The 15848-nt window shown below is 31.6% G+C and carries 9 protein-coding genes and 2 pseudogenes; 8 read left to right on the forward strand and 3 right to left on the reverse strand.

All coding sequences use genetic code 11. The features are described from left to right. Positions 1 to 60 precede the first annotated feature (60 nt). On the reverse strand, positions 61 to 876 hold the full coding sequence (locus HMPREF1983_RS03695) for a hypothetical protein (RefSeq protein ID WP_021752954.1): 816 nt from the start codon (positions 874 to 876) through the stop codon (positions 61 to 63). A 398-nt stretch (positions 877 to 1274) separates the two neighbouring features. On the opposite strand from HMPREF1983_RS03695, the gene HMPREF1983_RS03700 reads away from it, so the two are divergent. Further along, entirely contained in the window at positions 1275 to 2453 is a 1179-nt protein-coding gene (locus HMPREF1983_RS03700) for an acetyl-CoA C-acetyltransferase (RefSeq protein WP_021752955.1), read from the forward strand. 17 nt (positions 2454 to 2470) lie between these two features. Then, complete coding sequence (locus HMPREF1983_RS03705) at positions 2471 to 3088, forward strand: ribonuclease H1 domain-containing protein (protein WP_021752956.1); 618 nt, start codon at positions 2471 to 2473, stop codon at positions 3086 to 3088. A gap of 127 nt (positions 3089 to 3215) precedes the next feature. On the opposite strand, the gene HMPREF1983_RS03710 is transcribed toward HMPREF1983_RS03705, so the two are convergent. Continuing rightward, positions 3216 to 8381 (reverse strand): coiled-coil domain-containing protein, encoded by a 5166-nt coding sequence (locus HMPREF1983_RS03710; RefSeq protein WP_021752957.1) that lies wholly within the window; start codon positions 8379 to 8381, stop codon positions 3216 to 3218. A gap of 676 nt (positions 8382 to 9057) precedes the next feature. On the opposite strand from HMPREF1983_RS03710, the gene HMPREF1983_RS03715 reads away from it, so the two are divergent. The 3 genes from HMPREF1983_RS03715 (at position 9058) to HMPREF1983_RS03725 (ending at position 12430) form a co-directional block, all read left to right on the forward strand. Then, complete coding sequence (locus HMPREF1983_RS03715; RefSeq protein ID WP_021752958.1) at positions 9058 to 10227, forward strand: hydroxymethylglutaryl-CoA synthase; 1170 nt, start codon at positions 9058 to 9060, stop codon at positions 10225 to 10227. A 16-nt stretch (positions 10228 to 10243) separates the two neighbouring features. After that, complete coding sequence (locus HMPREF1983_RS03720; RefSeq protein ID WP_021752959.1) at positions 10244 to 11509, forward strand: hydroxymethylglutaryl-CoA reductase, degradative; 1266 nt, start codon at positions 10244 to 10246, stop codon at positions 11507 to 11509. A 231-nt stretch (positions 11510 to 11740) separates the two neighbouring features. Beyond that, positions 11741 to 12430 carry a C39 family peptidase gene (locus HMPREF1983_RS03725; protein WP_021752960.1) on the forward strand — a complete coding sequence of 230 codons (690 nt, stop codon included), beginning with the start codon at positions 11741 to 11743 and terminating at the stop codon, positions 12428 to 12430. Positions 12431 to 12644: 214 nt separating this feature from the next. On the opposite strand, the gene galE is transcribed toward HMPREF1983_RS03725, so the two are convergent. Next, on the reverse strand, positions 12645 to 13667 hold the full coding sequence (galE, locus tag HMPREF1983_RS03730) for a UDP-glucose 4-epimerase GalE (protein ID WP_021752962.1): 1023 nt from the start codon (positions 13665 to 13667) through the stop codon (positions 12645 to 12647). A gap of 319 nt (positions 13668 to 13986) precedes the next feature. On the opposite strand from galE, the gene HMPREF1983_RS03735 reads away from it, so the two are divergent. The 3 genes and pseudogenes from HMPREF1983_RS03735 to HMPREF1983_RS07950 all read left to right on the forward strand — a co-directional run. After that, complete coding sequence (locus tag HMPREF1983_RS03735) at positions 13987 to 14775, forward strand: TatD family hydrolase (protein ID WP_021752963.1); 789 nt, start codon at positions 13987 to 13989, stop codon at positions 14773 to 14775. A 63-nt stretch (positions 14776 to 14838) separates the two neighbouring features. Beyond that, a pseudogene (locus HMPREF1983_RS07945) lies at positions 14839 to 15423 on the forward strand (ubiquitin-like domain-containing protein); the annotation flags it as partial. A gap of 75 nt (positions 15424 to 15498) precedes the next feature. After that, a pseudogene (locus tag HMPREF1983_RS07950) lies at positions 15499 to 15765 on the forward strand (transglycosylase SLT domain-containing protein); the annotation flags it as partial. Positions 15766 to 15848 lie beyond the last annotated feature (83 nt).

The raw sequence follows: 15848 nt of genomic DNA on the forward strand, positions 1-15848 counted from the left end.
TTTTTTATCAGTCCGATTTTTTGTTGAGCCCAATCATTTTGATGACTGCACTTATTTTTTTTAAAAGATAATGAAACTTTCTACATAATATTTTGTTTTATTATTACCGTGTTCATACTGTTTGTTATTTAGTCTTAAAGTCATTTCACCTGTTTTTTTATTGGTGGCTACTGTAACGTAAGGAATTATAATTCTGTCACCTTTGATTTTCCAGTTTTCAGTTGGAGCGAAGATAGAATCAGTAGCCCCTCCATAACCGGCAAGAGTTTTTAAAGTAAAGCTGTTATCTTTTTTAAAGTAGATAATAGTTGAATCTGTTTTAAATAACTTCGTCAATTCCGCAACTGTGTAATCTTTTTTACTTTTATCCAATTCAATAAAATTGGGATTAGCTCTAAGTTTTTTTAGGACATCTTCTGTATGATATGTTTCCTTATTATAAGTATTTATTAAATCTAAAATATTCCCCATAGAAGTGGTTGCAATTTCACCATTGCCGGCTGTTTCGCTAACATTAAAACGAATTATATTTTCGATATTGCTACCGTTTAGATTAATAAGACTGTAAATCATAGGTTTTAAAATTTTTCCGGCTTCTTTGAAATCATGGTTATAATTATTACTGTTACTTGCTTTTGATGGGATATTTTTTTGTTGATAATTTTCTAAAGTATTAGTAATTTTATTTTCATGAGAGAGTAGCGGTTTATCTGTGTTTTCATTATTATTTTCGGTTATTTTTTCCCCGTCTGCAATAGCTATAATTTTGTTTTTATCATTAGTTGAATCTATTTTTTGAGCAACTTTGTCAGAACACCCTGTTAAAATACTAAGTCCTAAAACAAATATTCCTGCAATTTTTAGTGTGTTATTCATTAGAATCACCTTCTTTATTAATAATAAATTTTTTTCTTATCTCTGATACTAAGATTATAACATTTAAAATTTTAAAAAGCAAGAAAATATTACAATAATATTACAAAAATATTAAGTGTTTATTTCTTTGGTATTTCTATTTTATTACTGAAATCTAAATTAAAAATTAATAATTTTAATAGAATTTATTTATTAGGAGTTTTTCTCAGCGGGTTATTAACTTGAAAATTCACTTAAAAGGGTTGTTTTCTAATATAATAAATCGCAGTGATTACTTGATAGAATTCATTTTTAACAAAATCATAATTTTTAAATTACTTCATTTGATTATTTATTTGAACTTTCTTTTTTTTTATAGTAAAATATACACGATTAATTTAAGATAGGAGTTTAATTTTATGACTAGAGTTGCTATTGTTTCCGCTTTTCGTTCGGCAATCGGAGCATTTGGCGGAAGTTTAAAAGATATTGATGTAGCAGAGCTTGGGGCAGAAGTTGTGAAATATTCGTTGGACGACATAAACTTAGAATATAATTTGGTGGATGAGGTAATTTTTGGTAATGTCCTTCAAGGCGGTCTTGGGCAAAATATGGCTAGACAAATTTCTGTTAAAGCAGGTCTGTCTAAACAAACTCCGGCGTTTGTAGTTAACAAAGTTTGCGGTTCCGGTTTAAAGAGTGTTTTACTTGGGACACAGTCTATTCTTCTTGGGGATAATGATATAGTTGTCTGTGGTGGAATAGAGGTTATGAGCGGAGCGCCGTACTATGCGAAGGGTATTCGCTTTGGGAAAAAATTAGGTTCTTTTGAATTGGAAGACAGTATAATTTCTGATGGGTTAACAGATGCTTTTGAGAATTATCATATGGGAATTACCGCCGAAAATATTGCGGAAAAATTTAATATTTCGAGAAAAGAGCAGGATTTTTTTGCACTTGATAGTCAGAAAAAAGCTAAAAGGGCGATAGAAACCGGAAAATTCAAGAAAGAAATTGTTCCTATTAAAGTAAAAATAGGAAAAGAAGAATGTATTTTTGATACAGATGAATTTCCGAGATTTAATTCCACTATGGAGGGATTAGAAAAACTTCACCCTGCTTTTAAAAAAGAAGGAACTGTGACGGCGGGAAACTCTTCAGGAATTAATGATGGAGTGGCGGCGGTTATTTTAATGAACGAGAAAAGAGCGACAGAATTAGGCATTGAACCGCTGGCGTTTATAGAAGGATATGCTACTTCTGGGTTGGATAATAAAATAATGGGTTTAGGCCCTGTCCCGGCTGTCAATAAAGTATTGACAAAGTTAAACATCTCAAAAGAAGATGTGGATTTATTTGAGTTGAACGAGGCATTTGCAGCACAGTCGATAGCAGTTATTAACGAATTAGGTATAGACAGTTCAAAAGTAAATATTAATGGTGGGGCGATAGCCCTTGGGCATCCAATAGGAGCAAGTGGAGCAAGAATTTTAGTGAGCCTTGTTCATGAGCTTACTTATGAAAATAAAAAACGAGGTCTTTGTTCACTTTGTATAGGTGGAGGACAGGGTATAGCACTTGTTATACATAGAAATTAAAATTAAGAGGTGGTATTATGGTAAAATATTATGCGGTAAGAAAGGGGAGAAAAGTAGGAATATTTTTAACTTGGGACGAATGTAAAGAGCAGGTTCATGGGTATAAAGGTGCCATATTTAAAAGTTTCAGTACACGAGAAGAAGCGGAAAACTTTTTAGCGGCAGGAAATATGACAAAAGAAGTTGAAACTGAAAAAATTAACGGTTTTTACGCTTATATCGATGGAAGTTTTGATAAAAGAACGGGAGTGTACGGTTCAGGTATTATTATTGTAAACAATGATAAGAAATATCAAACCAAATTAGCGGGGAATGACAGAAGGTTAGCACAATTTCATAATGTTGCCGGTGAAATAGAAGCGGCGAAATTTGTTACTCGTTATGCAAAAGAGAATAAAATACCGGAAATAACGTTATTTTATGATTATCAGGGTATTGAATCATGGGTGAGTGGAGCATGGAAGGCGAACTTGGCGTATACTCAACATTATTCTCAATATATGAAAAAATTATTAGAAGACGTTAAAGTAAATTTTGTTAAGGTTAAAGCACATAGTGGTGTAAGATTAAATGAACTTGCTGATAAATTGGCAAAACAGGCTATAGAGGAATTTAAAGTTAAAAATAATCTTTAAAATATTGATTATGTGAAAAAATACGAAAACAGGTTTTATACTGACCCCAAAGTTTAGAAAATCTAAATTTTTGGGGTCAGTATATTTTTTAACTAGTTTTCGTATTTTTTATATAACTTCAAAATTATTAATGTCTGTTTTTTCTGCGTTTAGTTAATAAGACTACACCCAGTCCTAAAGTTATAGCACCTACTAATAGTGTAGATTTATTTTCTAAACCTGTTTTACTTAAAGTTTTTGTAGAATTTAATGTTGAGTTGGTTGGTGTAATATTTGAAGTTGGCATAATATTAGGATTGTCGTTATTACCGGTTTTATGTTTTTTAGAATTAGAAACAATAGCAAATTTACTGAAATGATCTATTTCAAATTTTAAAACACCATTTTCTACCCTAGATTTAATTAATTCCAGTTCACCGTTATCTTTAACATGGTAGACAGCAACATCTTTTTCTTCAGCTTTAAGAACTATTGCCACCGTACGTTTTTCGTTTGAATTTATAACTTTATTATCTTTATCAAGAAGTTTTAAATCAAATATTCTGATTTTGTTATCAGCAGGTAAATTTAATTTTTCTAAAATAGATTTAGCCAAAGCTAAATCGTTTATCTCATTTGCTGATAAACCTTTTGCTTTAGTATTACCTGATAATTCAACACTTACTCCGGTTTTATCATTGTTAAAAATTTGTTTAGTGACATCTTCTGTAGGTTTATTTGGGGTTTGATCATTTGTGTTAGAGTTGTTATTATCTTGGTTGTTATTGTTGTTTTGATTGTTACCTTGGTTATCATCAGGTTTAGAGTTGTTATTTTGATCTTTACCTTGATTGTCATTTGAATTATTGTTTCCATTACCGGAGTTATTATCATCGTTTGGTTTAGTATTTTTATTTTTATCGTACTCTTTAATAGCGTTATCTAATTCCTCTTTAGCAGATTTTATTTCATCTACAGATTTTGGATTATCATAAATTTTTTGAACTTTTTCAACAACTTCATTAAGTTTATTGTAAGCATCTTTATTTATGTTGTCTTTATCTTTATCGTCTTTGATAAGGATTTTAGCTGTTTCTAATGGAATTAGTAATTTAGTTTTTTCCGCTTCTAATTTTTCGTTTTCATTAGGTTTGTTACCTTGGTTATCATCAGGTTGAGAAGTTTCTTTTAAATTATCAACAGCTTTATTTATCTCACTTAGCAATGCTTCTCGTTTGTCTTCAAGATTTCTTGTAGCTTTTGCTTTTTCTATAAAATCTTTAGCATTGTTAATAGCTATTGTTAACTTAGACTTAGATTCTTCGGTATAAGTTTTTTCAGCTAATTTTTTATTTGCTTTTGTAATAGCTTCTTCTAATTTTCCGGTGTCATAACGTAACATGTAAGAATAGTTATTGATAGCGTCAAATAAATCTTCTATTTCGTTAGAAGAAGGATTTTCTTCTAATAATGCTTCTAATCTGTCAACTTTTTCTTGTAGATAATGATCAACTTTGTCTATACTTTCTTTGCTGTATTTACCGCTATTTTTGTCAAGGTTAAAGTTAGCTAATAGTTGTTCGTTTTCACGTCTTAAGCGAATAAGGAAATCATATTGTATACGTGCTTTACGTAATTCAACATAAGCTGTGCTAATTTGTTCGTCTGTAGCGGAGTTGTTATTTAGCACGCTTTGTGCATTGTTAATTTTGTTGTTGAAATTATCTACTATTTTTTTATCTTTTTCGACACCATTTTTTTTGAATACACTTGTCCAGCTTTCGTAATATTTGCTGGTCGCTGTTTTGAATAATGTTTGAAGTTCTTCTCTACTACCTTCATTGTTGTTGTCGGTAGGATAAGAAATTTCCAAAGTTGCCTTGTTTACGTGTTGCTCCATTCCGAATACCGGACTATTTGCGTAAGTGTTCACGTTTATTTTTGTAGGTTTTCCTTCTATAGGAATACGCAGTTTAGTCGGATATTTATAGGTATTGGATTGACCGTTGAAAGTTAATGTTATTTCTTTTTCTTCAAGGACGGTTGTATCATGTTCAGCATTATTGTTATCAAATGTTGTTAATTTGCTCAGAACTCCTGATGGTTGATTTTGATTATTGTACATCGGTTGAAGAATTAACTCAATATAATTTTTACCGTTTTCTGTAACAAAATAGGCTTCTTTAAGAACGGCATTAGTCATTGAATTGCTACTTTCTCCGAATTTTTTAAACTCTGCTTCTACTTTTGTTCTACTTTGATTTGATTCATCGTTAGGTTTTGAATCTTCTGATTTATTAAAAGTATCAAGTGCAGAAGTTAAATTGGTTAATGCTTGAGAAATTTCTTCGGCTGTAGCATCTGTTTTACTATAAACTTTTTTAGCTTTTTCAAGTTCACTTTGTAATGTAGTATACGCAGCCGATGATTTCTTCCCTTGTTTAACCGCTTCTACTTCTTTAATTTTTGCATTAAGTCCATCTTTATTGGCAGGTTTTTCTTCGCTACCGGTATCCGGTTTTAAATCTTGAACAGCAAGTTTTAATTGTTCTATGAAGTAATCGTTAAGGTTCGTGTTTACCTGATCGTCTGTACCGTGATCGTCAGGTGTAAGTTTTGCATTTTCAATATATTTTTTGGCTTTTTCTATAATTTGTTGTAATGCTTGACGAGATTTTGAACTGTTAGTTGTATCTTTCAGTTTTTCTTCCGCCTTAGCTACCTCTTTTTCTAACGGGGTTGTATCAACTCGTAGATAATCACCTAGATTTTGAAGTTGTCCGATTATTTCATCAATAGTTTTATAAACGATAGTTTCACGTTGTTCACCGTGTTCATCGGTAAGAGTTTCTTTAGTACCTTCCACATCAGAGGCTTGAAGATTATTAATGCGTTGTTCCAGTTTGTCTAATTTATCTTTTACAAGTTTAATACTTTCTTTAGTATAATCTTTATTATTTTTCCAGAAATTTTCGTATGTATCTTTTTGCCCTTCAAGTGAAAGCTGCATATTAGCTAATGCGTCAAGTTTTGTATTCTCGTCTAATAATTTATGGACAAGAGATGATACTTCTTCTTTTGAAAGTGAGTCTTTTTTTAGAAGATTAGCTGCCTGTGTTTTTAATTGCTCTAATTGTGTTTTGAATTTATCAGGTACTTTCTTATGGTTTTCTTGAACTTCTTTTTTATTAAAGTAATCAAGTTGTTTTTGTAGTTCTTCTTTTAAAGGATCTTTTTTAGTTTCATCAGAAGAAGATTTAGATGAGTAGTCCAGGTATAAATCCGTATTTGCAGTATGGTGATAAATTCCGTCATTACCTAAGTGCATAGAATCTTTAAATTGAATATCACCTAGGAGTGCTAATTCAATATTAGATTTGTCACTGTAAACTGTAAGTTTTATTTTTGTAGGATACTGTTTACCCTTAATAGTAGTAGTTTCAACAGTTTCACTATCTGCATTGGCGTTGCCGGCACTGTTATATTTGAATGTTCCTACAAGTGCGAAATCAACATTTCCTGAAGAATCTAGTTTAGGTTCAAGGTTAAGATAAATTTCATTTTTGCCATTACCTAATTCATGAACCTCAATATTTTTTATAATTGAAGATAAGTCTCTATTATATTCGCCTGTGGCATTAGTATCCTCGCCACGTTTAACAAATTTACCTTTTATATTGTAAGGTTTGGCAGTGTCTTGCTTTTGATCTTGTTTTTTCTCAGGAACTTGTTCACCTTTTTCACCGTTTGTTTTAACTAAGCCGTTTATAGAATCACGTAATTGTTTAACAAGCTCAGGGGTATTATTAATTTGCGGGTGGAATTTTTTGTTTTGTTCAATCCAATCTTTTGAATGGCGTAATGCGATAGAGAATTTTTCCCAAGTTAGCGGAGTATATTCACTCTCCATTTTTTGTTCACCGATTTTAATTAAATCTTCCAATTCGCTTGTATTATATTTTAAATATTTATAATGAGAATTTTCAAATTCTTTAATTAAGCTGACTAATTCTTTTATATTTTTCCCGTTTTTAAGTTTAGGAACACTTTCAATATAATTTTTGTAATCTTTAATACTGTTTTCTGTGTAAATATCTTTAGTATATATGCTAAATGTTTCAAGAAGTTTTGCAACTTTGATATCCAATACTTCACGCAAGGTAGCAACATCTTCAGCTTCATGAATAGGTGTCGCTATTTTATAAAGTTTATCATAGTTGGCATTAGGATCACGTTTTAATTTTTCCAATTCATTTATAGCTGTACTGATTTTTGCTCGTTCAGATATGTCCGAATCAATAACGGTGTCTTTTGTTGTAGCCGGAGAAAGCAACCACTCATTTACTTGGCGACCTCGGTCAATCCATTTTTGAATTTTTGACTCCAATTCTTCACGATATTTAGGAATACCATTAGAGCCGTCAGCATTAGGTTTAGCTTGTAATTTAGAGTAGTCAATATCAAGTGCAAAGGCTCCTGTTTGATGTTTATTTCCATGTTTATCAAGGTAAGTCATATTAGTAACTATTATTTGTTCTGCTTTTAGCTCTCCGGGAATACTGAAAGCAACTTGTTTTTGATCTTCGGCAGAAGGGCCTAGGTGAACTGTAGGATCTATTGCAGAAATTTTATTTACGGTAAATGAGGTAATTTTACTTACTTCATCAGGATTTGCAACAAGGTTGATCTCCAGATCTTGCCCTTTTTTGTAAACGCCAAGCAGGTTATCTTTAAATAGTTTTTTTATTTCTTCATTGTTTGAATTAGCAGCTTTTTTATAAAAATCTTGTTGACCGTCGCTATCGCTTTTAACCATTTTAGGAGTAGTAAAGTTAGTAGTTGTATAAAAACCATCATTAGTAAGGTGATGACTTCTTTCAAAATTAAAAAGATTTGTAAAGTAGTTAAGGGTTCTTATCGCATTTTGAGCAGTTTTTTCCGTATATGAGTTTGCCTCCAGTTTGGCTTTAGCAGCGGCAGCTTCACTCCACATATTATACCAAGGTGTGGTGTCAATAACATCTTCCGGAACTTGATGATTTTCAAAAGTTATGTGATAGTAGGGGAATTTCGATTCTTTATGGTAAAACATAGTTCCCAAATATCTATTTGTCAAATTTTCATCGGCAAAAATTTTATCAATAACAGTTTTAAGTTTTTCTTTAGTGGCAGAAGATGCGGGTTCATCTCCAAAATCAGCTTTAGCCACATGATTTGTATGAACACCGGGCCACGCTACAGCGGTTACACCTCCTATCGTCATAGCGAGTGCTACGGTTATACCGGATTTTAATAATTTGTTTTGTGTTTTCATGTTTATCTCCTTTAATTTATTTCTAATTCAAGAAATTTTAATGTCAGAAAATAAGTTCACTCCTTTCTAAAATTATTAAAAATTTCCTGAACTTAATTTTTATTTATAACATAATATACTATATCATAAAACCGTTTTAAATGAAAGAGATTATCAATATCTTTTAATAAAAAATATAAAGGTTGATAGAATAGGTTTTTCGAATGTAAAACGAATTATAATTTAATAAATAATTATATATAATAAAATTTAGTTTTCATTTCCAATTATGTCTACCTAATAAAAATAAAAATATATTTCATTGTTTAGTGAAGATGTATTATTTTATAAGTATTTTAAATGGTTAATAGAGGAATAACTATTTATATCGAATTTACATTGTTTATATATATTTTTATATATTCACTGCCGAAAACTTCGAGATTAATCCAAGTCAATTACAAATATGTTTAATAATATTACTTATTGATGAAAATTTATTAAAAAACTGTAATATTTATACGATTATATTAAAAAAGCAAGTGAAAATAGAAATAAATTTTTAAATTTGGGGGGTATAAGTAGACTAATTTGAAAAAATCTTATAAAATAGTAGTTGCGACAAATTTAACTATAATTTGTGAATAATGTAAATTTGCGATAGAAGTTTGATTATTAATCGAAAGGTAGAATTGATATGAAAATTGGAATTGATAAAATTGGGTTCGCAATGCCGGAGTATTATTTAGATATTTGTGATTTGGCAGTTGCACGTGGAGTAGAACCCGATAAATTCACAAAAGGTTTATTACAGCTTGAAATGAGTATTCCACCTGCCAGTCAGGATATAGTAACATTAGGAGCTCAAGCTGCATATGAAATTTTAGATAAAGATGATTTAGAAAAAATTGATATGATTATCGTCGGAACTGAGTCGGGGGTTGACCAAAGTAAAGCCGCCGCTGTTTTTATTCATAATTTACTGGATATGAATCCTTTTGTTCGAGCGATCGAAGTAAAAGAGGCGTGTTACGGTGCGACCGCAGGTCTTGATTTTGCCAAAAATCATGTTCTTAATAATCCGGATTCCAAAGTATTGGTTATTGCCAGTGATATAGCTAAATATGGAAAAAATTCTTCCGGAGAATCTACTCAAGGGGCAGGAAGTTGTGCCATGCTTGTTGCAAAAAATCCGAGAGTATTAGAATTGAACAATGATAATATCTGTCAAACTCGTGATGTAATGGACTTTTGGCGACCAAATTATTCAAATTATGCTTTTGTGGAAGGGAAATTTTCTACAGAGCAATATCTTGATTGTTTAATGACAACATGGGGCGAATATGAAAAAAGAGCAAAAGTTTCGTTGGAAGATTTTTCTGCTGTTTGTCTGCATCTTCCTTATCCCAAACTTGGTCTTAAAGGTTTAAATGCTTTATTAGAAAATAAAGAAGATACAGATTTAAAAGAAAGATTATTAACTCGTTTTGATGAATCTATGTTATATAGTCAACGAGTAGGAAATATTTACACCGGCTCACTGTTTTTAGGATTATTATCTCTTATAGAAAATAGTACAGAATTAAATGCCGGAGATAAAATAGTTCTTTATAGTTATGGTAGCGGAGCTGTAGCGGAAATTTTCAGTATGACGCTTGTAGAAGGGTATAGAGATCATCTTCGTAATAATCGCTTTGATGATTTTAATAGACGTAAACAGATTACAGTGGAGCAATATGAAGAGATGTTCTTTAGATGTACTTTACCTGATAAAGACGGTAATTTAGATATTTCAGATATTAAAGATGACAGTATGTTTGTTTTAGAAAAAATAGAAAATCATAAACGTATTTATAAAAGACAATAATTAAAAGGAAGAATTCATGGAAAAAAATTGGAGCGGATTTTATAAAAAAAATCGAGCAGAACGTTTGGATATTATAAACGAAAAAATACTTGATGAGAGTAGTTTTGAGTTATTAGAAAAAAATAAAGTTTTAGATTTTGAAACGGCAAATAATATGGTAGAGAATGTAGTGGGAACTTTTTCGCTACCGTTTAGTGTTGTTCCAAACTTTGTTGTTAATAATATCGCTTATTGTGTTCCTTTTGTAACAGAAGAGCCTTCTGTTGTTGCGGCGTGCAGTAACGCCGGGAAAATTATTTCTTCTTGTGGCGGATTTAAGACCGTTATTCATGATAGAAAAATGATAGGACAGGTTGCGTTGTATGATGTGGAAAATTTTAGTCTTGCTAAAGATACTATTATGACTAACAGTGAAGCTATTATAAAGATTGCAAATGAAGCATACCCGTCAATCGTTAAGCGTGGCGGCGGAGCAAGAGAGTTGGAAGTAAAAGTTCTTAACGAAGATGATGTGACTTTTGTTGTAGTTTATTTAATAGTTGATACTTTGGAAGCAATGGGCGCTAATATGTTGAATACAATGTTGGAAGCAATTAAGCCGTTTCTTGAACAATTAACAGGTGGAAACTCTTTAATGGCTATTCTTTCTAATTATGCTACCAGATCAATAGTCAGTTCAAAATGTGAGATTCCATTTGATAAACTTTCAAAAGAAGATGGTAAAGAAATAGCTAAAAAAATGGAACTGGCAGCAAAGTTTGCTAAAATGGATGTTTATCGTGCAGCTACACATAATAAGGGAATTTTTAATGGAATAGATAGTGTTGTCATTGCCAGTGGAAACGATTGGCGTGCGGTAGAAGCTGCCTGCCAAAGCTACGCAGCTAAAAATTTTCGTTATGAGGGCTTATCAACTTGGACTTGTGATTATGAAAAAGAGGTATTGATTGGAGAATTATCACTTCCTATGCCTATAGCGAGTGTTGGAGGTTCTATTGGTATTAATCCGAGTGTTAAAGTTGCACGTTCCTTAATGAAAAATCCCGATGCCAAAACTTTAGCAGGAATTATTGTATCTGTCGGCTTAGCACAAAACTTTTCAGCAGTGCGTGCTTTGGTAAGTACAGGTATCCAAAAGGGACATATGAAATTACACGCTAAATCGTTAGCGATTTTAGCCGGAGCTACTAATGAACAACTGGAAGAAGTTGTAGAAAAGTTACAAAAAGAAAAACATATGAATTTAGAGACGGCTAAAAAAATATTAACACAGTTTAAATAACAGAATTTTTATAAGAATGTTAAAGATTATATACATTGAAATTATCAAAAAATTTTTGGAAATTCAGAGTATATTATATATGGATAAAATTTAATTTACATAGACACTAAGTTGGAAAATGTTATGACTAAAAATAATAAAAGGACGGAACCTTTTATAGCAGAAACGTAATTAATATAAAAATACTATTAACAAGTTGTTAGATATATGGTTTGGGGTGAGTGAGTATATATGAAGAAATTGGTTATAGGCTTAGTGACAATAGGTTTATTTTTAACCAATGAAATTACACATGCAAAGGGAGATTGGATACAAGATCAACAAGGTAAGTGGGAGTATTATGCTGATGAAGAACCTATTGAAAATTTTTATAATAAAAGCTATCCCAATTTTAAAGAACCGATAAAATTCCCACAGTATTATCAAGCTGATAGTAGATGGGGAGGTAAGAGATATGGTTTATCAAACTTAAAAATTACAGGTTGCGTACCTACCTCATTAGCAATGATTATTTCAGAATTAAAGGAAGATGTAACCCCTGTTCAAGTTGCCGATTATATTTATAATACGTCAATGGAGATGAATACTACATTTACAGGTACATCCAGTTTAGGTGCTGTGTTGGCATTGGAAAATTGGGGGTTAAAATATCGTATTATAAATTCTAAAGAAGATTTGGAATTATCGCTTAAAAAAGGTTATATCGTTTTTGGTATTGTAGGGCATGGGATCTTTGTTAAAGGAAATAGCACCCATGCCGTTATTCTAAGTGGATATCATAATGGGAATACAAAAGCGATTGATCCGGATAATATGGATAAAACAAATCGTTGGTATAACATAGATAAAATATGGGAACAACGTAGTACGGCAGCAGAAGATATTATTTTAGGTGAAGCCTTTATGGTAGTTTATAAATGATTTAAAGAATATAAATAATAAATTCCAGATTTTGTGTTTAAATCAAAATCTGGAATTTTTATGGAGTGGTTCAAAATTATAATTTCTTTAAAAATTGATTTTTATCAACTTATCTTTTACAATTCATTAATTTTTGATAAATTCTTTAAAAAATGAACCCCAAATCAATAAAAAATTATTTTTATTGAAATGTTAACGTTTAAGTTAGTTCTAATTAATCTTCAAACCCATTTGGATGTTTACTTTGCCAACGCCATGAATCTTCGCACATTCTTTTAATATCAAATTTCGCTTCCCAACCCAACTCTTCTTTTGCTTTAATAGCATCCGCATAACAAGCGGCAATATCACCGCTTCTTCTTTCAGTAATTACATAAGGAATATCTTTACCGACTGCAAGGGATGCGTTTTTGATTATATCAAGGACTGAATATCCGTTACCTGTCCCAAGGTTATATTTAGTTAAGCCGCTATCTTTTTCAAGTTTTTTAAGTGCGGCTACGTGACCACGTGCAAGGTCGACAACGTGAATATAATCTCGAACACCGGTTCCGTCATGTGTGTTAAAATCATCACCGAAGACATTTACTTTTTCTAATTTTCCAACAGCAACTTGCATAACATATGGTAGCAAATTGTTAGGAATACCGGTAGGATCTTCTCCAAGATCACCGCTTTCATGTGCACCAATCGGATTAAAATAACGAAGCAAAACTACATTCCAATCTTTATCGGCTGTATAAATATCACCAAGAATTTCTTCTATCATTAATTTTGTTCTACCGTACGGGTTAGTTACCGACAATGGGAAATCCTCTTTTATCGGTAATGTGTGTGGATCACCGTATACAGTCGCCGACGAACTGAAGATAATATTTTTGCAGTTGTATTTTTCCATTACACGACATAGTACAAGTGTACCTGTGATATTGTTATCATAATATTTTAAAGGTATTTTACAAGATTCGCCGACAGCCTTAAGTCCGGCGAAGTGAATAACTCCAAAAATATTTTTTTCTGTTTCAAATACATTTTCCAGAGCTTTTTCGTCTCTAATATCTACTTGATAAAATTTTATTTTTTTTTCGGTAATGCGTTCAATAATATCAATACTTTTTTTATTAGCATTATATAAGTTATCAACTATAACAACTTCATTTCCATTGTTTAATAATTCGATACAAGTGTGTGACCCGATAAAACCGGCACCACCTGTCACCAATATTTTTTTACTCATAAATCAGTTTAGCTTTATCAAATTGATAAAACATCCTCCTAATTAAATATTTTATAGTTACAATTTTATAAAAATAACACTTGAATGTCAACCGGCAAAAAATGGGGACTACTGAAATTGAAGAATATATTTAATTGATTAGAGTATGGAAAATGATAAATATAAATGAAAAATTTGTTAAGTATGAGTTAAATAAAGTTAATCCTAAGAAATAATAATTTATAAATGGATGAAAAAAGATTGTAATGTAATTGAAATAGTTTAGATATTCTATTGACACTTTGTTTTGTTATAATCGTAAAAGTGAAGGAGGCATGATATGTTATTTGATACACATGCACATTTGAATGACGATGCTTATTTAGAAGATTTAGAAGAAACCATAGAACGTGCTAAAATGCAGGGTGTTAAGCTAATTAATATAGTCGGTTTCGATGATAAAAGTATTCAAAAAGCATTAGAAATTACGGGAAAATATGACTTTTTATACTTAACGGTCGGCTGGCATCCGGTAGAGGCGATTGATTTTACAGAAGAAAAATACGAAATGATAAAAAAAATCGCATTAACAAATGATAAAGTAGTAGCAATCGGTGAGATTGGTCTTGATTATCATTGGGATAAAAGTCCGAAAGAAGTTCAAAAAGAAGTATTTAGACGTCAGATAGCACTGGCAAAAGAGGTTAAAAAGCCAATTGTTATCCATACTCGTGATGCGATGGCAGATACAATTCAAATTTTGCAGGAAGAAAACGCTAGTGAAATTGGTGGGATAATGCATAGTTTTTCAGGTTCGGTAGAGAGTATGAATATTATGTTAAAAGAAAACTTTTATATTTCACTTGGAGGTCCGGTCACATTTAAAAATGCGAAAACACCTAAAGAAGTCGCAAAAGCATGTCCACTTGATAGATTACTAATCGAAACGGATTGCCCATATTTGACCCCGACACCATATAGAGGTAAAAGAAATGAACCCGCCTACGTTCATTATGTGGCGCAGGAGATAGCTGATCTTAGAGAGATGAGTTATAAATCGTTAACAGAACAAACATTTAATAATGCTTGTAAGTTATTTAAAATAGATATAAAGGAGAAAATTATTTAGATGAAATTAGGAAAAATTGTAGCATCGGCAGCAACAGCAGGAGTATTATTATCAGGAGCTTTTATGGTAGCAGAAGAATATACAGGGCAATCAGCATTCGCCGTGAATTTAGATAATACCAGAATAGATATTAAAGCAAAAAAAGGTACGGTAAGAGAAGTTCTTATCGCCAATAATATTCCGTTCGGGGCAGACGATAGAGTTGAACCGGGATTGGATACTAAAGTAAAAGGCGGAGAAACAATTAATATTTACAGAGCGCGTGAAATTACTATAGTAGATAACGGTAAAGAAACAACAAGAAAAACTACTTATACAAAAGTAGAGGATATTTTAAAAGAATTGAATATTACATTAGGATCGGATGATAAAGTTACGCCAAGTTTAGATAGCGAAGTGGCAACTGTTGATACTATAAAAATTACTCGTGTAAATAAAGATACTGAAACGAGAAAAGAAGCTGTTAAATTTGAAATTAAAGAAGAAAAAGATGATTCTAAATATGTTGATGAAAAAGTAACAAAAGTAGAAGGTAAAGACGGTGAAAAAGAAGTAACTGTTGAAGCTGTTAAAGAAGATGGAAAAGTAGTCTCAGAGAAAGTAGTTTCGGAGAAAGTAATTTCAGAACCAACAACTAAAGTGGTGCTTGTTGGAACAAAACAACGTCCAACAGCAGAAAAAAGCACTGCAACATATACTGCAAAAACTGCAGGAGGATCTATAGTATTAAGAAATGGTAATACTGCCGGGGCAACAGGCTCAGCGGCTGCACAGGAAATGGCTAGAAGAACGGGAGTACCGGCTTCAACTTGGGAAGCTATTATTGCACGTGAATCTAACGGACAAGTGCATGCTAGAAACGCTTCAGGAGCATCAGGCTTATTCCAAACAATGCCTGGTTGGGGTTCAACAGCAACGGTTCAAGATCAAATTAATGCAGCAACCAGAGCATATAAAGCACAAGGCCTTTCAGCTTGGGGTATGAGATAAAAATAAATAAAATAAGAAAAAGAGTGAACTTTGTTTAAAGTTTGCTCTTTTTTATTTTGTCTATAGCTATTAAAATCTTACAA

The sequence above is a fragment of the Gemella bergeri ATCC 700627 genome, assembly GCF_000469465.1.
Taxonomy (GTDB): Bacteria; Bacillota; Bacilli; order Staphylococcales; family Gemellaceae; genus Gemella; species Gemella bergeri.

Bases quoted from the DNA above. Each gene is read 5' to 3' on its own strand.
- galE (WP_021752962.1), bottom strand. From the start codon at position 13,667: ATGAGTAAAAAAATATTGGTGACAGGTGGTGCCGGTTTTATCGGGTCA.
- HMPREF1983_RS03700 (WP_021752955.1), top strand. From the start codon at position 1,275: ATGACTAGAGTTGCTATTGTTTCCGCTTTTCGTTCGGCAATCGGAGCA.
- HMPREF1983_RS03705 (WP_021752956.1), top strand. From the start codon at position 2,471: ATGGTAAAATATTATGCGGTAAGAAAGGGGAGAAAAGTAGGAATATTT.
- HMPREF1983_RS03695 (WP_021752954.1), bottom strand. From the start codon at position 876: ATGAATAACACACTAAAAATTGCAGGAATATTTGTTTTAGGACTTAGT.
- HMPREF1983_RS03720 (WP_021752959.1), top strand. From the start codon at position 10,244: ATGGAAAAAAATTGGAGCGGATTTTATAAAAAAAATCGAGCAGAACGT.
- HMPREF1983_RS03735 (WP_021752963.1), top strand. From the start codon at position 13,987: ATGTTATTTGATACACATGCACATTTGAATGACGATGCTTATTTAGAA.
- HMPREF1983_RS03725 (WP_021752960.1), top strand. From the start codon at position 11,741: ATGAAGAAATTGGTTATAGGCTTAGTGACAATAGGTTTATTTTTAACC.
- HMPREF1983_RS03710 (WP_021752957.1), bottom strand. From the start codon at position 8,381: ATGAAAACACAAAACAAATTATTAAAATCCGGTATAACCGTAGCACTC.
- HMPREF1983_RS03715 (WP_021752958.1), top strand. From the start codon at position 9,058: ATGAAAATTGGAATTGATAAAATTGGGTTCGCAATGCCGGAGTATTAT.